This is a genomic window from Pseudomonas sp. UV AK001 (genome assembly GCF_046097675.1).
Lineage (GTDB): Bacteria > Pseudomonadota > Gammaproteobacteria > Pseudomonadales > Pseudomonadaceae > Aquipseudomonas > Aquipseudomonas kribbensis.
Genome location: NZ_JBJUVZ010000004.1, coordinates 15995 through 36862, shown reverse-complemented (window position 1 = coordinate 36862; position 20868 = coordinate 15995). Strand labels below are relative to the sequence as shown.

Genomic DNA, 20868 nt, shown 5'->3' with positions numbered 1-20868 from the left:
CCTTTTTTATTATTGAACAGGCTTTTCGCAGGAAAGCCTTTGCGGAACGTCAGCCTGCGTCCGACGTCCATAAAAGGGCCCCGGCGACAGACCGCCGAGTATATGACAGGCGGCAAAACTCTCAACAGGAGATTACTTCGCCGCTTTTTTGCCGATTTTCCATGAATCCGGCACACTATCGACCGCCCGAGCAAACGCTCGGTTTATCCACTCACGCAGAAGCCGTATGACCCGTTCCCCGTTCCGCCGTCTTGTGTTTGGCACCTTGCGCCGACTGTTGTATCTCTGGGTTCGCTCCGAGACGATCAACCAGTCGTCGTTCACCCTCAACCTCGACCGCAGTCGTCCGGTGTTCTACGTCCTGCAAAACCCATCGCTGACTGATCTGGCGGTGGTCGACACCGAGTGCACCAAGGCCGGTCTGCCGCGCCCGGTGCTGCCGGTGTCCGTGGGTTCGCTGATCGAACCGGCGGCGTTCTTCTACCTGACGCCGGACCCGGACTGGCTCGGCCGCCAGGACAAACGCGGCGCACCGCCGACCCTGACCCGACTGGTCAGCGCCCTCAGCCAGAATGCCGCCGAGGACGCGCAGATCATTCCGGTCAGCGTGTTCTGGGGTCAGTCGCCGGACAGCGAAAACAGCCCCTGGAAACTCCTGTTCGCCGACAGCTGGGCCGTCACCGGGCGCCTGCGCCGGCTGCTGAGCATCATGATTCTGGGGCGCAAGACCCGCGTGCAATTCTCCGCGCCGATCCACCTGCGCGAACTGATCGAACACAACAAGGGCCACGAGCGCACCGTGCGCATGGCCCAGCGGATCCTGCGGGTGCACTTCCGCAACCTCAAGGCTGCGGTGATCGGCCCGGACATCTCCCACCGCCGCAACCTGGTCAAGGGCCTGCTCAACCAGCCACTGGTCAGGCAGGCGATCCTCGATGAAGCCGAACGCGAAAACATCTCCCCGGAAAAAGCCAAGGCCCAGGCCCTGCGCTACGGCAACGAGATCGCCTCGGACTACACCTACACCGCGATCCGTTTTCTTGAAGTGGTGCTGAGCTGGTTCTGGAACAAGATCTACGACGGAATCAAGGTCAACCACATCGAAGGCGTGCAGAAGGTCGCCCAGGGTCACGAAGTGATCTACGTGCCGTGCCACCGCAGCCACATCGACTACCTGCTGCTGTCGTACCTGTTGTTTCGCAACGGCCTGACCCCTCCGCACATTGCGGCCGGGATCAACCTCAACATGCCGGTGATCGGCAGTCTGCTGCGCCGTGGCGGTGCGTTCTTCATGCGCCGTACGTTCAAGGGCAATCCGCTGTACACCTCGGTGTTCAACGAATACCTGCACACCCTGTTCACCAAGGGCTTCCCGGTCGAATACTTCGTCGAGGGCGGTCGCTCGCGTACCGGGCGCATGCTGCAGCCGAAAACCGGGATGCTGGCAATCACGATGCGCAGCTTCTTGCGTTCCTCGCGGATGCCGATCGTGTTCGTGCCGGTGTACATCGGTTACGAGCGCGTGCTTGAAGGCCGGACTTACCTCGGCGAACTGCGCGGCGCGAGCAAGAAGAAAGAGTCGATCTTCGACATCTTCAAAGTCATCGGCGCGCTCAAGCAGCGCTTCGGCCAGGTGGCGGTGAACTTCGGCGAGCCGATCAAACTGGCGGAGTTCCTCGACAGCGAGCAGCCGGGCTGGCGCCAGCAGGAACTGGGCCCGCAATTCAAACCGGCGTGGCTCAACGAAACCACCAATCGCCTCGGCGAGAAAGTCGCGCAGCACCTGAACGAAGCGGCGGCGATCAACCCGGTCAACCTGGTGGCGCTGGCGCTGCTGTCGACCACTCGTCTGGCACTGGACGATCGGGCCATGGCGCGGGTGCTGGATCTGTATCTGGCGCTGCTGCGCAAAGTCCCGTACTCGCCACACACCACCTTGCCGGAAGGCGATGGCCGGGCACTGATCGAGCATGTGAAGGACATGGATCTGCTGTCCGAGCAGAACGATGCACTGGGCAAGATTCTGTATCTGGACGAGCAGAACGCCGTCCTCATGACCTATTACCGCAACAACGTCCTGCACATCTTCGCCCTGCCGGCGTTGCTCGCGAGCTTCTTCCAGAGCACTTCGCGCATGAGCCGCGAGCAGATCCTGCGCTACACCCGAGCGCTGTATCCGTACCTGCAAGCGGAGCTGTTCATCCGCTGGAGCCTGGAGGAGCTGGATGCGGTGATCGATCAGTGGCTGGAGGCTTTCGTCGAACAGGGCCTGCTGCGTTTCGAGAAAGACGTCTACCTGCGCCCGGCGCCGAGCTCACGGCATTTCGTGCTGCTGACCCTGCTGTCGAAGAGCATCGCCCAGACCCTGCAGCGCTTCTACATGACCGTGTCGTTGTTGCTAAACGCCGGCCAGAACACCATCAGCGCTGAAGAACTGGAAGACCTGTGCACGGTCATGGCCCAGCGCCTGTCGATCCTGCATGGCCTGAACGCACCGGAGTTCTTCGACAAGAGCCTGTTCCGCCACTTCATCCAGACGATGCTCGATCTCGACGTGCTGCGTCGCGACGAAGCGGGCAAGTTGAGTTATCACGAACTGCTTGGAGAACTGGCCGAAGGTGCAGCGAAACGGGTGTTGCCGGCGGAAATTCGATTGTCGATCCGCCAGGTGGCGCTACATCGCAGCGAAGATGCAGCCGATCAGCCCGCAGCCCCCGCACAAAGCGACTAGATTCCTACAGGCGCCAGGCTTCTTCTGGCGCCGTCGATACGGAGATTTCCGATGAAAAAACTAACCCTGCTGGCCGCAGCCACTTTGCTCAGCGCCTGCCAGTCCACTACACCGAGCGGCAAAGCGAGCCTCGACGGCGAAGTGTTCTACCTGCAACGCATCGCCCTGCCACCAAGCGCGACCTTGAGTGTGAGCCTGCAGGACGTTTCGCTGGCCGATGCGCCGGCCGTCGTGCTCGATGAACAGAAAGGCCCGATCAAGGGACAAGTGCCGTTGCCGTTCCATTTGAGCTACGATCCGGCCCAGGTCAAACCCGGCCACCGCTACTCGGTCAGCGCACGCATTGAGGTCAACGGCGAGCTGATGTTCATCACCACCGAAAACCATGCCGTGCAGCTTGATGGCAAGGATCCGCAGCCGCTGAAGATCCGCGTCGACGCCGCCCGCTAACGCTTTTATGAACAAGGAAGCCTTGATGCTCCGCCCTACCCTTCGCTTCGCCGGCCTGTGCGCGGGCCTGATGATCTCCGCCAGCGCCATGGCCCTGTCCCTCAGCGACCTGTCGCAAGGCGACGCCACCGGCGGCCTCAAGGATGCCCTGACCCAGGGTGCGCAACTGGCCGTCAAACAGCTCGGCACGCCGGGTGGTTTCAGCAACAACCCGGACGTAAAAATCGAACTGCCGGGCAAACTCGGCAAAGTCGCCGGCAAGATGAAAGCGTTCGGCATGGGCGCCCAGGTCGATGAACTGGAAACCGCCATGAACAAGGCTGCGGAAACCGCCGTGACCCAGGCCCAGCCGATCCTGGTCGACGCCGTGAAGAAAATGAGCGTGGCCGACGCCAAAGGCATCCTCAGCGGTGGCAACGACTCCGCCACCCAATACCTGGACAAGTCCAGCCGCGAACAGATCCGCGCCAAGTTCTTGCCGATCGTCAAACAGGCGACCGACAAGGTAGGCGTGGCGCAGAAGTACAACTCGTTCGCCGGCCAGGCTGCGACTCTGGGCGTGGTCGACGCGAAGAGCGCGAACATCGAAAGCTACGTCACCGAACAAGCGCTGAACGGCCTGTTCGAAATGATCGGCAAACAGGAAGAAACCATCCGCAAGAACCCGGCCGCTGCGGCGACGAGTCTGGCGAAAAAAGTGTTCGGTACGCTCTAAGCCGACACGACACGGGAGTGAGGTGTCTCGCTCCCGTTATTCAATCCGTTCCGCCGTCCAATATCGCTGTACGCCACACTCTTGCGATACACATCGGTAAACCCCTCCACCGCCCGCAGAATCACCGAACACTGAAACTCGATGAAGTACGTCAGATCGAGCTCATCGGCTTCGCTGTGCAAATACGACCGCCCGTACTTTACCGGCGCGTTGCGCAGTAAAAGACTGATCGCGATATAGCGAAACGCCGAAAACTCATGCTTGAACATGAACCAGTAAAACAGCGCCCTGGCGACCCGCCCGTTGCCGTCGCGAAACGGATGTTCGTAACCCAAGGCAAAGTGCAGCGTGATCGCCTTGATCAGCGGATGCAGATAGTTTTTTTGCCGAGGTGAACCCTGTGGTTGATTGATCCACTGCGAGAGCAAATCCAGTCGCCTCACCAGTCCGGCCACAGGCGGTGGCGAGTGCACGGTATTCCCTTCGCCGTCCTGCACCACCACTTCATCATTGGCCCTGAAAAGCCCGGGGTGATACTGCTCGTCATCAATGCCTTCGACACCGACTCGATGGATCGACGCAATCAACTCCACGCTCAATGGCTCGTAACGTTTTTCCCAGGCGAAATTCATCATCCGGTAATTACCCATGACCATCCGCTCATCCGGCGTACGCGGCTGACGCCGTTGCTTGAGCATGTCCTTGGCAACACGGGTAGTGGTCGCGGCGCCCTCCAGCTGACTGCTGCTGATCGCCTCATCCTCGATCAGATCGTTGAGCAAATAACTGAAATGCGCCCGCTCGCCTATCTGGCTGGTCATGTACTCCAGCGACGCCGTCGTAGTTTGCCGATCAACCACTGAAAGGGCCTTCTGCGCGGTGGGCGTCGGCACAAACTTCCCCCACTGCGCCGGTTCCCCTAGCGGCAGAAGATGAATGTACTGAGCGACCCGCGCCTTCTTGACCAACGCCCAACACAAACGCGAATCCAGCCCGCTGGCCCAGCGATACCGCAAATCCTCAAAAGGCAGATACCGCCCCTGATCATCCAGCGGCTTGAGCAACGCAAGATAATCCGCCAGACGCTGCTTGTGAGGCGCGCGCATCAACAACTCAAAGACCGGATCGGCCCGACCCTTCAATACCGGCGGTTTCTTCATCAAAGCTGACTCAAACAAGGCTGAAAAACAGCCTCGAGTACAGCACCGCCAACACAGCGACTCAATATCGGAGCCGTCTGAAAAAAACGTAGGAGACGGCGCAAGGTCCTACAAAGCTGCTTGCTCTCAAAAGAAATAGGTCGGCCCACAGACCGCCATCGCTAGCAGGCTAGCTCCCACAGTTGAAACGTGCTCCCCAAAAATGTGGCATAGCCACCCCACTCAACACGATGAGCGTTAGCTCGAGTAACGCTTTTGACGTGCCGGCCCCTTCGGCCGGCTGAGTGGAGGGATTCATCCGGGGGCAGGCGCGCAGCGCCGTTCGACGAAGTCGAACACATCGAGAGGAGGTGCAGCGAAGCAAACCGGAGGCGATGCCCCCGGATTAATCCCGGAGCGAAGGAACCCCGAGCCCCAGCGAGGGGCCGAACGCCGGGGCCCAGACCTTTTGGTTCCTTTTGGGGCGTTTGCCAAAAGGGACTCGCCGTAAGGGCGAAACCATAAGAAGCCGTTACCGCAGCAACGGATATGTACCCAAAACACCCAGAGCATGGCCGGCCCAAAGGCCGCCACGCTCAAACAGCCTCAAGACTCCTTGCGAACCCGGAACCAAGCCGCATACAACGCCGGCAAAAACAAAAGCGTCAAAGCAGTCGCCACAATCAACCCCCCCATGATCGCCACTGCCATCGGCCCGAAAAACACACTGCGTGAAAGCGGAATCATCGCCAGCACCGCCGCCAGCGCCGTCAACACAATCGGCCTGAACCGCCGCACCGTGGCCTCGATGATCGCCTGCCAGGGCTTGAGCCCCGCCGCAATATCCTGCTCGATCTGATCCACCAGAATCACCGAGTTGCGCATGATCATCCCCGACAGCGCAATCGTCCCCAGCATCGCCACAAACCCGAACGGCTGACGGAACACCAGCAAAAACAATGTCACCCCGATCAGCCCCAGCGGCGCCGTCAGAAACACCATCGCCGTGCGCGAGAAACTGCGCAGCTGCACCATCAGCAACGTCAGCACCACGACAATGAACATCGGCACCCCGGCATTCACCGACTTCTGCCCGCGCTCGGAGTCTTCTACGGTTCCGCCGACGTCCAGCAGATAACCGTCAGGCAATTCGGCACGGATCGGATCGAGGGTCGGCTGGATCTGTTTCACCAGCGTCGCCGGTTGCTCCTTGCCATAGATGTCGGCCCGCACGGTTACGGTCGGCAGTCGGTTGCGATGCCAGATGATGCCTTCCTCGAAGCCATATTCCAGCGTGGCAATCTGCGACAGCGCAACGCTGCGACCGTTGTCGGTCGGTACCGCCAGACTCGGCAGCAGCGACAGCTCGGTACGCTCATGCACGGTGCCGCGCAGGAGGATTTCGATCAGTTCGTTGTCTTCGCGGTACTGGCTGACACTGGAACCGGTCAGCGAACTCTTAAGGAATTTCGCCAGATTCGCCGTGCTGACACCCAGAGCCCGGGCGCGGTCCTGATCGATGTTCAGGTACACGACCTTGCTCGGTTCTTCCCAGTCCAGATGCACGTTCACCACATGCGGGTTCTCACGCACCTTGGCCGCGACTTTCCGGGCAAGCGCACGGACTTCCTCGATGTGCTCGCCCGTGACGCGGAACTGCACCGGATAGCCAACCGGCGGGCCGTTTTCCAGTCGAGTGACCCGCGAGCGCAGGGCCGGGAATTGTTCGTTCAAGGTATCGATCAGCCATGTGCGCAGGGCTTCGCGTTCCTCGATGGTTTTCGCCAACACGACGAACTGGGCGAAGCTGGCCGCCGGCAGCTGTTGATCCAGCGGCAGGTAGAAACGCGGCGAGCCGGTGCCGACGTAGGCCACGTAATTGTCGATGCCGGCATGATCCTTGAGCATCGCCTCCAGTCGCTTGACCTCGGCGGTGGTGTTGGCCAGCGACGCGCCTTCCGCCAGCTTCAGGTCAACCATCAGTTCCAGCCGGTTGGAGGCCGGGAAGAACTGCTGCGGGACGAACTTGAACAGCATCACCGAAGCGACAAACAGCCCCACCGTCAGCACGATCACCGTTTTACGCCGACGCACGCACCACTCCACCAGACGTCGAACCCGCTGATAAAACGGTGTGGCATAAGGGTCCGGCTGACCGTCACCACTGCCGTGTTTGGCCGCGTGAATTTTCGCCAGGTCCGGCAGGAGTTTTTCCCCGAGGTACGGCACAAACATCACCGCCGCCACCCACGAAGCCAGCAACGCTATGGTGACAACCTGGAAAATCGAGCGGGTGTATTCACCGGTGCCGGACTGCGCGGTGGCAATCGGCAGGAAACCGGCGGCGGTGATCAGCGTACCGGTGAGCATCGGGAATGCGGTGCTGGTCCAGGCGTAACTGGCCGCCTTGATCCGGTCGAAGCCCTGCTCCATTTTGATCGCCATCATTTCCACGGCGATGATCGCGTCGTCCACCAGCAAACCCAGGGCCAGCACCAGCGCGCCGAGGGAAATCTTGTGCAGGCCGATACCGAGGTAATACATGCAGGCGAAGGTCATCGCCAGCACCAGCGGAATGGTCAACGCCACCACCATGCCGGTGCGCACGCCGAGGGAGAAGAAACTCACCAGCAACACGATGGCCAGCGCCTCGACCAGGACCTGGACGAACTCGCCGACGCCACTTTTCACCGCCGCCGGCTGATCGGAGACCTTGCGTAGTTGCATGCCGGCCGGGAGGTTTTTCTGGATTCGGGAGAATTCGGTTTCCAGGGCCTTGCCCAGCACCAGAATGTCACCGCCGTCCTTCATCGCCACCGCGAGCCCGATCGCGTCTTCGCCCATGAAGCGCATGCGCGGCGCCGGCGGATCATTGAAACCGCGCCGCACGTCGGCGACATCGGAGATGCGGAACGTACGATCACCGACCCGGATCGGGAAGTTTTTGATCTCGTCGACTGTCTGAAAATTCCCCGAAACCCGTAGCTGCAATCGCTCACTGCCGGTTTCGAAGAACCCGGCGGTGGACACCGCGTTCTGCTCTTCCAGTGCCTGCTGGACTGCCGCCAGCGGCAAGCCGAGGGTGGCGAGTTTGACGTTGGACAGCTCGACCCAGATCTTCTCGTCCTGCAGCCCGAGCAGGTCGACCTTGCCCACGTCCTTGACCCGTTGCAGCTGGATCTGGATGCGGTCGGCGTAATCCTTGAGCACGGCGTAGTCGAAGCCGTCGCCGGTGAGGGCGTAGATATTGCCGAACGTGGTGCCGAATTCATCGTTGAAGAATGGGCCCTGAATGCCCGGTGGCAGGGTCTGGCGGATATCGCCGACCTTCTTGCGCACCTGGTACCAGAGATCCGGAATCTCGACCGAATGCATCGAGTCGCGGGCAATGAAGGTGACCTGTGATTCACCGGGACGGGAGAACGAAACGATGCGTTCGTACTCGCCGGTTTCCATCAGTTTCTTTTCGATGCGCTCGGTGACCTGACGCGAGACTTCCTGCGCCGTGGCGCCGGGCCAGCGGGTCTGAATGACCATGGCCTTGAAGGTGAACGGCGGGTCTTCACTCTGGCCGAGCTTGGTGTAGGACAAGGCGCCGACGATGGCCAGCAAAAGCATCAGGAACAGTACGATCTGGCGATTACGCAGCGCCCATTCGGAAAGGTTGAAGCGCATCGGGACTTACTCCTTGTCCGCCAGATTGACCACACGGTTGGAGCGATCCACGGGACGCACCTGCTGCCCCTCCAGCAGCACATGCACGCCGGCGGCCACGACCCAGTCGCTGGCGTTGAGTCCTTCGAGCACCGGCACGGTTTTCTCACCGAACGGGCCGACACGCACAGGGGTTTTCTTCAAGGTATTGTTGGCGCTGACAACCCAGACGTAGGTCGCGCCGTTTTCGGCAGTCAGGGCCGAGAGCGGCACCGACAGCGGGATCACGTCAGCGGTCTGCACGAACACCCGGGCGCTCTGGCCTAGTTCGACAGCCACGTTGCCGGCGGTGAAGGCGATGCGGGCGGCGAAGGTCCGGGATTTTGGATCGGCCGCTGGCGACAGTTCACGGATTTTGCCGGCGAAGCGCTGGTTCGGTTGCGTCCACAGCTCCACGGACACAGGCTGGCCGACCTTAAAGCGGCCGAAGCTCTGCTCCGGCAAGCTGATCAGCACTTCGCGTTCGCCATCGGTGGCGAGGGTGAATACGGTCTGCCCGGCGGCGACCACTTGCCCGACTTCCACCGAGCGCTTGGCCACCACGCCATCCTGAGGCGCACGCAGCACGGCGTAACTGGCCTGGTTGGTCGAGACGTTGAATTCGGCTTTGATCTGCTTGAGACGCGCCTCACCGGAGCGGTAGAGGTTTTCGGCATTGTCGTAGGCCGAGCGGCTGACCATCTGCCGTTCCATCAGGGTCTTGTAACGGTCACGCTCGGCGCGCACCAGATTCAGATTGGCTTCGGCGGCGGTGACCTGGGCGCGGGTGGCTTCCAGTTGCAGGCGTACGTCCTGCGGATCGAGTTCGGCCAGGGGTTGATCAGCCTTCACGCGCTGGCCTTCCTCGACCAGTCGTCGGCTGACTTTGCCGCCGATGCGGAATGCCAGATCCGGTTCGTAGCGGGCGCGAACCTCGCCCGGATAACTTTCCATCGCCTGCGCCGAAGGCTCTGGCTGCACCACCATGGCCGGTCGCACGCTGACTGGCGTCACCTCTTCCTTGCCACATGCCGACAATAAAAACGCCAGAGTGACTGGCACCGCAAAGGACAACGCATGGCGGAACATGGTGAAGGACCTTTCGCTAAGGAGGCTTGGAATATTTATACTGGCCGGTATGTTATTAATAGCAAACTCACCAGTCCAGTATTAAAAGCGAAGAATGTCGAACAATCTTTCAGCTCCAAACGGCCCCGGCCGCCCGAAGGATCCGGCCAAGCGCCAGGCGATTCTCGAAGCGGCGAAAATCCTGTTCCTGAGTCACGGCTATGCCAACACCAGCATGGACGCGGTGGCCGCCGAGGCTGGCGTGTCGAAGCTGACGGTCTACAGCCATTTCAATGACAAGGAGACGCTGTTTTCCGCCGCCGTTGTGGCCAAATGCGAGGAGCAATTGCCGCCGCTGTTCTTCGAATTGCCGGACGGCATCGCGGTGGAAAATGTGTTGCTGAACATTGCCAGAGGCTTCCACCACCTGATCAACAGCGATGAGTCGGTGAACCTGCATCGCCTGATCATGGCGCTGGGCAGTCAGGATCCGAAGCTGTCGCTGATCTTCTTCGAGGCCGGCCCGCAGCGCATGGTGCAAGGCATGGAGCGGCTTCTGCGGCGGATCGATGAGACTGGCGCGCTGCGTATCGACAACCCGCACAACGCCGCCGAACACTTCTTCTGCCTGATCAAGGGCGCGGGGAATTTCCGGTTGCTGTATGGCTGCGGTGAACCACTGACCGGCGAGGCGGCGGAATGCCATGTGCAGGAAGTGGTCGAGTTGTTCATGCGCGCCTATCGACCCTGAAAACAAAAATCCCACGCCATGCGTGGGATTTTCTTGTGGAACGGTTCAGGCCTTGAGCGCTTTCTTCGGGTAGATGTCATAGCGGCTGGATTTGCCATCCAGCGCATGGCTCGGCTTCGGCCCTTCGATGCACGGCGCCTTGCGCGGACGCTTGACCACCACCCGGTGCGTGGCCAGCGCCAGCGCCGCTTCCAGCAAGGCCGGTGCATCCGGATCGTCACCCACCAGCGGGCGGAACAGGCGCATTTCCTTCTTCACCAGCGCGGTTTTCTCACGGTGCGGGAACATCGGGTCGAGGTAGATCACCTGCGGCGGCTCGCCCTCCCAATTGCGCATCACGTCGATGGAGTTGCCCTTGAGCAGCGTCATCCGCGCCACGATCGGTGCCACGTCGAAATCTTCCGCCGCCCGGGCCAGACCATCCTCCAGCAACGCGCCGATCAGCGGCTGACGCTCGATCAGGCTCATCTCGCAGCCCAGGCTCGCCAGCACGAACGCATCTTTCCCGAGCCCCGCCGTGGCATCCAGCACCCGCGGGCGCACGCCTTGGGCGATACCGACCGCCTTGGCGATCATCTGTCCGCTGCCACCGCCGTACAACCGACGGTGGGCCGCGCCACCCTCGACGAAATCGACCCGCACCGGGCCCGGCGCATCCGGCCCCAGCTGTTGCAGCTGCAAGCCCTGCTCGCCGACCTGTAAGGCAAACTCGCCGTCGGCCACCTGCAACGGCAGATTCAGGCGCTGCGCCCACTGCTCGGCCTGCGCTTCGAACGTCGGGCCGAGGGCTTCGACATGGATGCGGCAGGCCGCGGGTTGCTCAATCATGGAAAACACGCTCAAAAAAGTTAAGGATCGGCAAAAACCGCCGATAACCCAATCAACGCGCATTTTGCCAGAGCTGAGCGTCGACCGAAAAAAATGTCAGGCATTCTTCCCACATCGATTGGCTACATTTCGCCCACAGGCGATTTCAGCCGTCATAACACTCAAGCATTGGGCGGCGTCAGCCACCTGTGGCAGGATTTCTTTGCCCAGGCACTGGCCGAACAATCGAGTGATGTGGTGCCGGCCTGCGGGACATTCCCACCGGTCGATCTGGAAAGCCCTGAAGAACCGACTATCGGCAGCGAGCTGCACGCCCACATCATCGACCAGCGCGAATGCGATGTAGTGGAAACCCAGGTACGCCCGCCCGAGCCGCTGTTCCTGCCGATTGCCGAAATCGATATGACACTGGCCGAGCCGTACCCACCGTTCCCGCCGGAAGACATCAAGACTCAGCAAAAGCAGCAGGACTTCGACAGCAGCTGGGTTCGTCCGGTCGTGATCAACAACGGCCAGCCGATTCCGGAACCGGGCCCTGCCCCGCAGAAAAAGCCGCTGTACCTGCCGATTGCCGAGTTCGACCTGGATCTGCTGCAACCTTACCCGCCGTTCCCGCCGGAAGAGATCGTCGAACAGCAGAAAGCCCTGGACTTCGATAACGGCTGGGTACGCCCGATCGTTCAGCAGAACTTGCGCATCGCCGCCTGATCCCGCCTCGCTTCAACCCTTGAAGAATTGATTGGCCTTGGCGTACGGCATTGAACGCGAAGTGAAGCCGAACGTGCCCGATTGCTGGATTTCCTCGGCAGCCCGGAAGAACTCGCCAAACGCCGCCAGCGCCAGCGCCGAGCCGGTACTGATGCGCTTCACACCCATTTCTTCCAGTTGCTGCACGGTCAGTTTCAGGCCACCGGACATCAACACGTTGACCGGTTTCGGCGCCACCGCTCGCACCACCGCCAACACTTCTTCAGCCGTTCTCAGGCCCGGAGCATAGAGCACGTCGGCCCCCGCCTCGGCGAACGCCTGCAAACGGCGAATGGTGTCGTTGATATCCGGATTGCCGTGCAGGTAGTTTTCCGCGCGGGCCGTCAGGGTGAAGGGAAACGGTAAGGTTCGAACAGCGGCAACGGCGGCTTCGATCCGCGCCACGGCATGTTCGAAACAGTAGATCGGCGTGTCGGGACGGCCAGTGGCATCTTCGATCGAGCCACCCACGGCGCCCGCTTCGGCGGCGCGCAGCAGGCTTTGCGCCGACTCGGCCGGAGCGTCGGCAAAACCGTTTTCCAGATCCACCGCCACCGGCAAGTCCGTGGCTGCAGCAATTGCCCGAACATTGTTCAGGGTTTCTTCGAGACCAAGCGCGCCATCGGGCTTGCCCTGGGAAAACGCGTATCCGGCACTGGTGGTCGCCAGTGCCTGATAACCCAGACTGGCAAGCATCTTCGCGGAACCGGCATCCCACGGATTGGGAATCACGAAAATCCCGGGCCGTTCATGCAGGGCTTTGAAGGTTTCGGCTTTACGGACTTGTTCTTTGCGGGCTTGGGCGTCCATCGGCAGGCTCCTGGGCAGAAAAAAACGCCTCAGAGCAAGCCAAGTTGCTCGGCAGCGGGTTCTCTGTATAGCTCAGGCAGCGATGGCAGGCCAGGCAAACGTTGCATCAGCTGTGCATGGAATCGCTGCGCGAGTTTGGCCGCCAGGATGTTATCGGCGGTGTGCAGGAAGATGTACGGCGTACGGCCCTCTTCGATCCACTCGGCAATCTTCGCCACCCACGGCACCAGGAACGGGTCGTTGGCCTCAAGCTCGGGATGGCCGATGAAACGTACCTGCGGAAATTGGGTGAACGCTGCCGGGCGGGTTGGCACGCGGGGCTTTTTCGATTGCGCGTGGATCACCGAAGACTCGGTGGACAGGCAACTGAACAACGCGCGCGGATCAAGACAGATACGTTCCACCCCTCGATCCAGCAACAGGCGATTGAGCAGGCGCTCACTCTCGCCCTTGGCGAAGAACTGCTCATGGCGCACTTCCACCGCCAGCGGTCGATCAAACGCGTCAATGAAGGCTGCGAGTTCTGGCAAGCGTTGCGGGGTAAAGCTTTTCGACAGTTGCAGCCACAGTGGCGATACGCGCTCGCCGAGCGGGCTGAGCAACTGGATGAAGGTTTCGGCGGCGGTCAGTTGATCGCGCAGGTCACCGCCGTGGCTGATGTCGCCGGGGAATTTGGCGGTGAAACGAAAGTGTTCGGGCATGACCTCGGCCCAACGCTGCACGGTGGCCGGCGACGGGCTGGCGTAGAAAGTCGTGTTGCCTTCCACGGCGTTGAACACTTGCGAATACAGACCGAGGAAATCGGAGGTCTTGGCGTCTACCGGATACAGATACTCGCGCCAGGCGTTTTCACTCCAGGACGGGCAACCGAGGTAGTAAGGCAGATCCATCAGATGTACAGGTCTAGGCCCAGCACGTCTGCGTCCCAATCGACAAAACCGGCGGTGCTCAGGTAGCTGGCCAGGGCCATGGCCACGCTTTTTTTCATCGCACGGTGATAAATCATGTCTTGTTGGCGGGCGGGCAGATTGCTCAGGCGTTGCGCGGAGGCCTTGGCGGCGCGGGCAGCCAGTTGCGCTTCGGTGGGGAATTCCAGCTCGCCTTCAATATCCTCGACGGATTCATCCAGCGCCGGATTGCCTTTGCGAGGCTTGCGCTTGATGGGGTAGGAATGAGTGGAAACGCCGTCTATACGCATAAAGTCATGCTCGGTATCGATGATGGCAATTTAGCGGCACCTGACCGACTTAGCAAATCGCCGAGTGATAACTAGAACACATAAAAGACAAAAGGTTTAAAGCGCGGGGTTGGAAACGGACGATTGGCAGGCTTTGGCATGACCCTGCGGCGAATGCCACAGGGTCGAAATCATCAGCGGGCTTTCGGCGTGGCGACTTTATCGCGCAGGTAAACCGGCTGGGCATCGTCGGCCGGAATCGACTCGCCACGTTCCCAGGCGAAACGCGCCAGCGTCAGCAGATCTTCGGCGTGGGGCAGCATGCCCGCGTCGGAACCGCTCAGGTTGACAGCGATGCGCTCGCCGTAGCCCCAACCGGTGCCGGCACCGAACCAGTCGCCTGTAGCATCGTCCGGCAGTGCAGCGACTTCCGGCGGCAACACCGCCTCGGTGCCGACCAGACGCATCTCCCCGGCCGTCTCGCGGTAGCAGCCCCAATACACTTCATCCATCCGCGCATCGATGGCCGCCGCGACCTGGCTTACGCCGTGTTCGCGATAAGCACGTTGCGCCAGTACCGCCAGGTTCGACACCGGCAACACCGGACGATCCAGCGCGAACGCCAGACCTTGAACCACGCCGATGGCGATCCGCACACCGGTGAACGCGCCCGGGCCACGACCGAAGGCAATCGCGTCCACCGCTTGCAGCGTTGTACCGGCGTCGGCCAACAGTTGCTGGATCATCGGCAGCAGTTTCTGCGCGTGCAGGCGCGGGATCACCTCGTAATGGCTCGTGACCTTGCCGTCATGCAGCAAGGCAACGGAGCAAGCTTCAGTCGCGGTGTCCAGGGCCAGCAAGGTGCTCATCGATGTGTCCGTAAATCAGGTGGGGAAAAGTGCGCCAGTATAAACAACTACGGCCCGCAAGCGGGCCGTGGATGATGCAGCGGATCAGGTTTTTCAGCTCAGCGCTTCAAGAACCTTGGCGGTGATCGCTTCAACCGAACCGACACCCGGGATGTGGCTGTACTTCGGCTTGCCGTTGGCAGCCGACAGCTTCTGGTAGAAATCCACCAGCGGCTTGGTCTGCGAGTGGTAGACCGACAGGCGATGACGCACGGTTTCTTCGGTGTCGTCCTTGCGCTGCACCAGCTCTTCACCGGTGATGTCGTCTTTACCGGCAATCTTCGGCGGGTTGTAGACGATGTGGTACACGCGGCCGCTGGCCTCGTGAACGCGACGGCCGGCGATACGCTGAACGATTTCTTCGTCTTCGACGGCGATTTCAACCACGGCATCCAGCTCGACACCGGCAGTCACCAGCGCTTCAGCCTGAGGAATGGTGCGCGGGAAACCGTCGAACAGGAAACCGTTGGCGCAGTCAGCCTGAGCGATGCGGTCTTTTACCAGTGCGATGATCAGGTCATCCGACACCAGGCCGCCGGCATCCATGATGCTCTTGGCCTTGATGCCCAGTTCGGTGCCGGCCTTGACCGCAGCACGCAGCATGTCGCCGGTGGAGATTTGCGGAATGCCGAATTTCTCGGTGATGAACTTAGCCTGAGTACCTTTACCGGCCCCGGGAGCTCCCAGCAGAATGACGCGCATTAGATGTGCTCCTCAATTTTTTTATAAAAAGCTTTTGCAAAACAACGGATTCGCCTCATGGGGCGAAATCCTGGAAATAGGGTCGTGACCGCCCAAACGGCCAGAGGCTGACCAAGATACACAGCAGGCTGCGCCCACACAAGACGCCAAAAGTCGGAGAAACCGGCGCCCGCCGCGACCTTGCGACGCGGTTCCCCAAGTCGCAACCCCATCATTAACTGTCGCCTGACCGCATTTTTCCCACGGTCGTTAAACGGCACCCGACGTTTGCCCCGGGTACCCCGCCCCACGCAGAAAACCTTAGCCGGTATTTCGCAAACCGGCGGCAATCCCCGCCACAGACACCAGCAACGCCTGTTCTACCGGGCTGTCCTGCTCGACGTTCGGCTGTCGCGAACGCGCCAGCAGTTCGGCCTGCAATAGATGCAGCGGGTCAAGATAGGTGTTGCGCAGGCGGATGAATTCCAGGGTGTCCGGGCTATGTGCCAGCAGTTGCGACTGACCGGTCAGGCCGAGGACCACGGAACATGCCTGCGACAATAGGTCGCGTAAGTGCACCCCCAAAGGTAACAAGTCCGACTCAACCAGTCGCTCGTCGTAGGACAGCGCAATGTCGGCGTCGGCCTTGGCCAGGACCATTTCCAGCATGTCGATTCGGGTGCGGAAGAACGGCCACTGCTCGCGCATCTGCCCCAGCAGCTCACCTTCGCCGCGCTCCAGCGCCTTGCTCAGTGCGGTTTCCCAACCGAGCCACGCTGGCAGCATCAAACGCGTCTGGGTCCAGCCAAAGATCCACGGAATCGCCCGCAGACTTTCGATGCCACCGGCGCGACGCTTGGCCGGACGGCTGCCCAATGGCAAACGCCCCAATTCCTGCTCCGGCGTCGACTGGCGGAAATACTCGACGAACTGCGGATTCTCCCGGACCACGGCGCGATAGGCCGCCACACCGTCAGCGGCCAATTCGTCCATCAGATGCCGCCATTCCGGCGTCGGAGGCGGTGGGGGCAGCAAGGTCGCTTCGAGCACGGCAGCCAGATACAGATTGAGGTTTTGCTCGGCGATGTCCGGCAGGCCGAATTTGAATCGAATCATTTCCCCCTGCTCGGTGGTGCGGAAGCGTCCGGCCACCGAACCCGGCGGCTGCGACAGAATCGCCGCGTGAGCCGGGCCGCCGCCACGGCCCACGGTGCCACCGCGACCGTGGAACAGCAGCAGTTCGACTTGCTGCTCGCGGCAGATTTCCACCAGCCGCTCCTGCGCCCGGTATTGCGCCCAGGCCGCTGCGGTGGTGCCGGCGTCCTTGGCCGAGTCGGAATAACCGATCATCACTTCCTGCGGGCCTTGCAGACGTGCGCGGTAACCCGGCAGCAGCAACAGGCGCTCGATCACCGGCCCGGCGTTGTCAAGGTCTGCCAGGGTTTCGAACAACGGCACTACGCGCATCGGCCGCAGCACACCAGAGTCCTTCAACAGCAGTTGCACCGCGAGGACATCGGAGGCGGCGCCGGCCATGGAGATCACATAGGAGCCCAGCGAAGCCCCCGGCGCGGCGGCGATTTCCTTGCAGGTGGCGAGCACTTCGGCGGTGTCCGCCGAGGGTTTGAAATGCGCCGGCAGCAGCGGCCGACGGTTTTGCAGTTCGCGGGTCAGGAAGCTGATGCGCTGTTCTTCGTCCCAGTCTTCATAGCGACCGAGGCCGAGGTAATCGGTGATTTCGGTCATGGCGGCGGTGTGCCGCGACGAGTCCTGACGCACATCGAGGCGCACCAGGAACAGGCCGAAGGTCACGGCCCGACGCAGGCAATCGAGCAACGGCCCGTCGGCGATCACGCCCATACCGCACTCGTGCAGCGAGTGGTAGCACAGCTCCAGCGGATCGAGCAGGTCGCGATTGTTGTGCAACACATCGGCCGGTGCCGGGGTGGTTGCGGTCAGCGATGCATGAGCCCAGTTGCGCGTGGCGCGCAGGCGTTCGCGCAATTGCTTGAGGACGGCGCGATAGGGTTCGGCGCTGTCGCCGGCCTTGGCCTTGAGCACCTCGCTGGCCTGCTGCATCGACAGTTCGGCGGCCAGGTGATCGACATCGCGCAAATACAAATCTGCTGCCATCCAGCGCGCCAGCAACAGCACTTCGCGAGTCACCGCAGCGGTGACATTCGGGTTGCCGTCGCGGTCACCGCCCATCCACGAAGCGAAGCGGATCGGAGCAGCCTCCAGCGGCAATCGCAGGCCCGTGGCCGCAAACAGTGCCTGATCGGCCTTGCGCATATGGTTGGGAATCGCCTGCCACAGCGAGTGCTCGATCACCGCAAAACCCCACTTGGCTTCGTCCACCGGGGTCGGTCGGGTGCGGCGGATTTCTTCGGTGTGCCAGGCTTCGGCGATCAGGCGTTGCAGGGTGTTGTGGATCTGCTCGCGCTCGGCGCTGGTCAGGTCGCGATGATCCTGGGCCGCCAGTTGTGCGGCAATCGCGTCGTACTTCTGGATCAGCGTACGCCGGGCCACTTCGGTCGGGTGTGCGGTCAGCACCAGTTCGATTTCCAGTCGCGATAACTGGCGGGCGAGGGAGTCGGCGCTGTGCCCTTCCTCGCGCAGACGGGCGAGCAATTCCGGCAGCACCCGGGACTCAAACGGTGCGGCTTGCGACTCTTCGCGGCGATGGATGAGCTGGTATTGCTCGGCGATGTTCGCCAGGTTGAGAAACTGGTTGAACGCCCGCGCCACCGGCAGCAATTCGTCTTCGCTCAACTGATTGAGGCTGGCGCTGAGTTCGGCATCCATCGAGCCGCGTCGGTCGGCCTTGGCGCCCTTGCGAATCTGCTCGATCTTGTCGAGAAACGCCTCGCCGTACTGGTCACGGATGGTGTTGCCCAACAGCTCACCGAGCAGGTGAACGTCTTCGCGCAAGCGTGCATCAATATCGGTCATCAGCATCTCTCCAGCAGTAATCGGTGACGGATCGCAAGTGAGTGGATGAACAGAGAGTGCCGCTCTGCAACGCTTCTTACAAGCAGACGACGAAGGGACTTTAAACCTTGCGCGCTGAAGCTAGTCTCAACAGTAAGCCCCACAACGGCTGCCGCCGCCTGACGGCGGACACTCACCCAGACCTGCCACGAGCAGGTACGACATGAGGTCATCATGAAAATCCGTGAACTCGCCCAGCATTGGGAAGAAACCGCCAAGGGTCGCCTGACCGACACCGGCTACACGATTCATCTGGATGTGGAAGCTGCCGCGCGCCTGGCGGCGATTGCCGAGATGTACCCCAAACGCCACGCCGAAGAACTGCTCGGCGAACTGATCGGTGCGGCGCTTGAAGAATTCGAGGCGAGCCTGCCGTATGTGAAGGGCTCGACCGTGGTTGCTACCGATGAAGAAGGCGATCCGCTGTATGAAGATGTTGGCCCTACGCCGCGTTTTCTTGCGTTATCGCGGCGTCATCTGCAGGACTTGTCGACGGCTGCCGGCAAGCAAAAACACTGATCTCTGACACTCCAAAACTGTGGGAAATGGCTTGCCCTCGATGGCGCCGGTTCAGCCGCAAATGTGTTGAATTTGATGACCTCATCGCTGGCAAGCCAGCTCCCACAGGGACTCTGTTTCTCCTCTGCTTTTACGCCTTTTTTCGCCCGCGCGTACCACTCTCCCCCGCCAAAGTTCCCGGTTTAGAGCCCTGTCCATTCGGTCAGAATATTTTTTGGCGATGAGCCATCTTTTCTGAACTTTTAAAAAAAGCCTTCGGTCGGAACAGGTAACCACGCCTGGAACGAGCGTTTCAAAACGCACTTGCACATGACGGTTGCGGCTCCGCTACCAGGATGGATTTCGAAGCTTCCAAGGAGTTAACCAATGGAGTTGAAGACCATGAAGACCCAAACCTCGTTCTCCCACCTGCGCGGTCTGAAACTGGCCGCCCTGGCCATCGGCACCAGCTTCGTGCTGGCCGGTTGTGCCGGTAATCCACCGACCGAGCAATACGCGGTGACTCAATCGGCCGTGAACAGCGCGGTCAGCGCCGGCGGTACCGAGTTCGCCGCCGTGGAAATGAAGCAGGCGCAGGACAAGCTCAAACAAGCCGAAATCGCCATGCACGACAAGAAGTATGACGAGGCTCGCACGCTGGCCGAGCAAGCCGAGTGGGATGCCCGCGTTGCCGAACGCAAGGCTCAGGCGATGAAAGCCGAACAGGCTGTGAAGGATTCCCAGAAAGGTGTTCAGGAACTGCGTCAGGAAAGTCAGCGCACCGTGCAATAAGCGCGCATCCCGACCGCAAAACTGAATCTCTTATCGATAGAAAGGACGAACGATTATGCGTAAACAACTGATGATCCCCGCTCTCCTGGCCGCAAGCGTTGCCCTGGCTGCCTGCTCGACGCCGCCGAACCCGAACCTGGAACAGGCGCGCACCAACTACGCCGGCCTGCAGGCCAACCCGCAGGCGAGCAAAGTGGCGGCACTGGAAACCAAGGACGCCAGCGATTACCTGGACAAGGCTGACAAGGCCTATCTGGACAAGGAAAACGCGGCCAAGGTCGACCAGTTGGCCTACCTGACCAACCAGCGCGTGGAAGTGGCCAAGCAAACCATCGCCCTGCGCACCGCTGAAAACAACCTGAAGAACGCCGCTGCCCAACGTGCCCAGGCCCGTCTGGATGCCCGCGATCAACAGATCAAACAGCTGCAGGACAGCCTCAATGCCAAGCAGACCGATCGCGGTACGCTGGTGACCTTCGGTGACGTGCTGTTCGCCACCAACAAGGCCGACCTGAAATCCAGCGGTCTGGTGAACATCAACAAACTGGCGCAGTTCCTTCAGGAAAACCCTGATCGCAAGGTGATCGTCGAGGGCTACACCGACAGCACCGGCGCCGCTTCGTACAACCAGTCGCTGTCCGAGCGTCGTGCGACCTCGGTGCAGGTTGCGCTGATCAAGATGGGCGTCGATCCGTCGCGCATCGTGGTGCAGGGCTACGGCAAGGAATACCCGGTCGCGGATAACGGCAGCGTCTCGGGCCGTGCGATGAACCGTCGGGTGGAAGTGACCATTTCCAACGACAACCAGCCGGTGATGCCACGTTCGGCTGTCAGCTCGAACTAAGCTTCACGCCGCAACGAAAAAGCCCCGCCTGATTTGATCAGGCGG

The 20868-nt window shown here is 61.1% G+C and carries 18 protein-coding genes; 8 read left to right on the top strand and 10 right to left on the bottom strand.

Annotated elements, in window-relative coordinates; translation table 11 throughout:
• Window positions 1-226: 226 nt before the first annotated feature.
• The 3 genes from plsB to ACKLNA_RS13570 are packed head-to-tail and all read left to right on the top strand — an operon-like array spanning window position 227 to window position 3896.
• A complete protein-coding gene (gene plsB / locus ACKLNA_RS13580; RefSeq protein WP_408986143.1) occupies window positions 227-2731 on the top strand; it encodes a glycerol-3-phosphate 1-O-acyltransferase PlsB in 2505 nt (834 codons plus the stop codon).
• A 51-nt stretch (window positions 2732-2782) separates the two neighbouring features.
• Window positions 2783-3181 carry a YbaY family lipoprotein gene (locus ACKLNA_RS13575; RefSeq protein WP_408986142.1) on the top strand — a complete coding sequence of 133 codons (399 nt, stop codon included), beginning with the start codon at window positions 2783-2785 and terminating at the stop codon, window positions 3179-3181.
• Window positions 3182-3206: 25 nt separating this feature from the next.
• Window positions 3207-3896 (top strand): DUF4197 domain-containing protein, encoded by a 690-nt coding sequence (locus ACKLNA_RS13570; protein WP_134825628.1) that lies wholly within the window; start codon window positions 3207-3209, stop codon window positions 3894-3896.
• On the opposite strand, the gene ACKLNA_RS13565 is transcribed toward ACKLNA_RS13570, so the two are convergent.
• From ACKLNA_RS13565 to ACKLNA_RS13555, 3 genes are all read right to left on the bottom strand, one after another.
• Entirely contained in the window at window positions 3893-5056 is a 1164-nt protein-coding gene (locus ACKLNA_RS13565) for a Fic family protein (RefSeq protein WP_408986141.1), read from the bottom strand. The two genes, ACKLNA_RS13570 and ACKLNA_RS13565, sit on opposite strands and share 4 nt — an antisense overlap.
• Window positions 5057-5641: 585 nt before the next feature.
• Window positions 5642-8710 carry an efflux RND transporter permease subunit gene (locus ACKLNA_RS13560; protein WP_408986140.1) on the bottom strand — a complete coding sequence of 1023 codons (3069 nt, stop codon included), beginning with the start codon at window positions 8708-8710 and terminating at the stop codon, window positions 5642-5644.
• 6 nt (window positions 8711-8716) lie between these two features.
• The gene (locus ACKLNA_RS13555; RefSeq protein ID WP_408986139.1) at window positions 8717-9817 is read right to left on the bottom strand and encodes an efflux RND transporter periplasmic adaptor subunit; all 1101 of its coding nucleotides are present in this window, start codon (window positions 9815-9817) and stop codon (window positions 8717-8719) included.
• A gap of 94 nt (window positions 9818-9911) precedes the next feature.
• Here ACKLNA_RS13555 and ACKLNA_RS13550 point away from each other — a divergent pair, with 94 nt between their 5' ends.
• Window positions 9912-10547: a TetR/AcrR family transcriptional regulator gene (locus ACKLNA_RS13550; protein WP_408986138.1), complete on the top strand. Its 636-nt coding sequence runs from the start codon at window positions 9912-9914 to the stop codon at window positions 10545-10547.
• A 45-nt stretch (window positions 10548-10592) separates the two neighbouring features.
• On the opposite strand, the gene ACKLNA_RS13545 is transcribed toward ACKLNA_RS13550, so the two are convergent.
• Window positions 10593-11375, bottom strand: a complete 783-nt coding sequence (locus ACKLNA_RS13545; RefSeq protein WP_085712818.1) for a class I SAM-dependent methyltransferase — start codon at window positions 11373-11375, stop codon at window positions 10593-10595.
• Between the two features lie 93 nt (window positions 11376-11468).
• On the opposite strand from ACKLNA_RS13545, the gene ACKLNA_RS13540 reads away from it, so the two are divergent.
• Window positions 11469-12083, top strand: coding sequence for an energy transducer TonB (locus ACKLNA_RS13540; protein ID WP_119427148.1), 615 nt, complete (start codon window positions 11469-11471; stop codon window positions 12081-12083).
• Window positions 12084-12095: 12 nt separating this feature from the next.
• Here the strand turns inward: ACKLNA_RS13540 and ACKLNA_RS13535 are convergent, their stop codons facing one another.
• The 6 genes from ACKLNA_RS13535 to ppc form a co-directional block, all read right to left on the bottom strand.
• Window positions 12096-12932 (bottom strand): oxaloacetate decarboxylase, encoded by an 837-nt coding sequence (locus ACKLNA_RS13535; protein ID WP_408986137.1) that lies wholly within the window; start codon window positions 12930-12932, stop codon window positions 12096-12098.
• Window positions 12933-12961: 29 nt separating this feature from the next.
• Window positions 12962-13822 carry a DUF72 domain-containing protein gene (locus ACKLNA_RS13530; RefSeq protein ID WP_085712815.1) on the bottom strand — a complete coding sequence of 287 codons (861 nt, stop codon included), beginning with the start codon at window positions 13820-13822 and terminating at the stop codon, window positions 12962-12964.
• Complete coding sequence (locus tag ACKLNA_RS13525) at window positions 13822-14130, bottom strand: hypothetical protein (protein WP_085712814.1); 309 nt, start codon at window positions 14128-14130, stop codon at window positions 13822-13824. Before ACKLNA_RS13525 ends, ACKLNA_RS13530 begins: the two co-directional genes overlap by 1 nt.
• Window positions 14131-14303: 173 nt before the next feature.
• Window positions 14304-14978 (bottom strand): tRNA (adenosine(37)-N6)-threonylcarbamoyltransferase complex dimerization subunit type 1 TsaB, encoded by a 675-nt coding sequence (gene tsaB / locus ACKLNA_RS13520; RefSeq protein ID WP_119427144.1) that lies wholly within the window; start codon window positions 14976-14978, stop codon window positions 14304-14306.
• 93 nt (window positions 14979-15071) lie between these two features.
• Entirely contained in the window at window positions 15072-15719 is a 648-nt protein-coding gene (gene adk / locus ACKLNA_RS13515; protein ID WP_085712812.1) for an adenylate kinase, read from the bottom strand.
• A gap of 300 nt (window positions 15720-16019) precedes the next feature.
• Window positions 16020-18650 (bottom strand): phosphoenolpyruvate carboxylase, encoded by a 2631-nt coding sequence (gene ppc, locus ACKLNA_RS13510; protein ID WP_408986136.1) that lies wholly within the window; start codon window positions 18648-18650, stop codon window positions 16020-16022.
• 213 nt (window positions 18651-18863) lie between these two features.
• Between ppc and ACKLNA_RS13505 the strand changes: the two genes are divergently transcribed.
• The 3 genes from ACKLNA_RS13505 (at window position 18864) to ACKLNA_RS13495 (ending at window position 20823) form a co-directional block, all read left to right on the top strand.
• A complete protein-coding gene (locus tag ACKLNA_RS13505; RefSeq protein WP_085729780.1) occupies window positions 18864-19208 on the top strand; it encodes a pilin assembly protein in 345 nt (114 codons plus the stop codon).
• Window positions 19209-19574: 366 nt separating this feature from the next.
• Window positions 19575-19979, top strand: a complete 405-nt coding sequence (locus tag ACKLNA_RS13500; protein ID WP_085697302.1) for a DUF4398 domain-containing protein — start codon at window positions 19575-19577, stop codon at window positions 19977-19979.
• 55 nt (window positions 19980-20034) lie between these two features.
• Window positions 20035-20823, top strand: coding sequence for an OmpA family protein (locus tag ACKLNA_RS13495; protein WP_085712811.1), 789 nt, complete (start codon window positions 20035-20037; stop codon window positions 20821-20823).
• The last annotated feature ends 45 nt before the right edge of the window (window positions 20824-20868 follow it).

Coding starts and splice junctions, on each gene's coding strand:
- plsB (WP_408986143.1), top strand. CDS start 227: ATGACCCGTTCCCCGTTCCGCCGTCTTGTGTTTGGCACCTTGCGCCGA.
- ACKLNA_RS13575 (WP_408986142.1), top strand. CDS start 2,783: ATGAAAAAACTAACCCTGCTGGCCGCAGCCACTTTGCTCAGCGCCTGC.
- ACKLNA_RS13570 (WP_134825628.1), top strand. CDS start 3,207: ATGCTCCGCCCTACCCTTCGCTTCGCCGGCCTGTGCGCGGGCCTGATG.
- ACKLNA_RS13565 (WP_408986141.1), bottom strand. CDS start 5,056: ATGAAGAAACCGCCGGTATTGAAGGGTCGGGCCGATCCGGTCTTTGAG.
- ACKLNA_RS13560 (WP_408986140.1), bottom strand. CDS start 8,710: ATGCGCTTCAACCTTTCCGAATGGGCGCTGCGTAATCGCCAGATCGTA.
- ACKLNA_RS13555 (WP_408986139.1), bottom strand. CDS start 9,817: ATGTTCCGCCATGCGTTGTCCTTTGCGGTGCCAGTCACTCTGGCGTTT.
- ACKLNA_RS13550 (WP_408986138.1), top strand. CDS start 9,912: ATGTCGAACAATCTTTCAGCTCCAAACGGCCCCGGCCGCCCGAAGGAT.
- ACKLNA_RS13545 (WP_085712818.1), bottom strand. CDS start 11,375: ATGATTGAGCAACCCGCGGCCTGCCGCATCCATGTCGAAGCCCTCGGC.
- ACKLNA_RS13540 (WP_119427148.1), top strand. CDS start 11,469: ATGTCAGGCATTCTTCCCACATCGATTGGCTACATTTCGCCCACAGGC.
- ACKLNA_RS13535 (WP_408986137.1), bottom strand. CDS start 12,932: ATGGACGCCCAAGCCCGCAAAGAACAAGTCCGTAAAGCCGAAACCTTC.
- ACKLNA_RS13530 (WP_085712815.1), bottom strand. CDS start 13,822: ATGGATCTGCCTTACTACCTCGGTTGCCCGTCCTGGAGTGAAAACGCC.
- ACKLNA_RS13525 (WP_085712814.1), bottom strand. CDS start 14,130: ATGCGTATAGACGGCGTTTCCACTCATTCCTACCCCATCAAGCGCAAG.
- tsaB (WP_119427144.1), bottom strand. CDS start 14,978: ATGAGCACCTTGCTGGCCCTGGACACCGCGACTGAAGCTTGCTCCGTT.
- adk (WP_085712812.1), bottom strand. CDS start 15,719: ATGCGCGTCATTCTGCTGGGAGCTCCCGGGGCCGGTAAAGGTACTCAG.
- ppc (WP_408986136.1), bottom strand. CDS start 18,650: ATGACCGATATTGATGCACGCTTGCGCGAAGACGTTCACCTGCTCGGT.
- ACKLNA_RS13505 (WP_085729780.1), top strand. CDS start 18,864: ATGAAAATCCGTGAACTCGCCCAGCATTGGGAAGAAACCGCCAAGGGT.
- ACKLNA_RS13500 (WP_085697302.1), top strand. CDS start 19,575: ATGGAGTTGAAGACCATGAAGACCCAAACCTCGTTCTCCCACCTGCGC.
- ACKLNA_RS13495 (WP_085712811.1), top strand. CDS start 20,035: ATGCGTAAACAACTGATGATCCCCGCTCTCCTGGCCGCAAGCGTTGCC.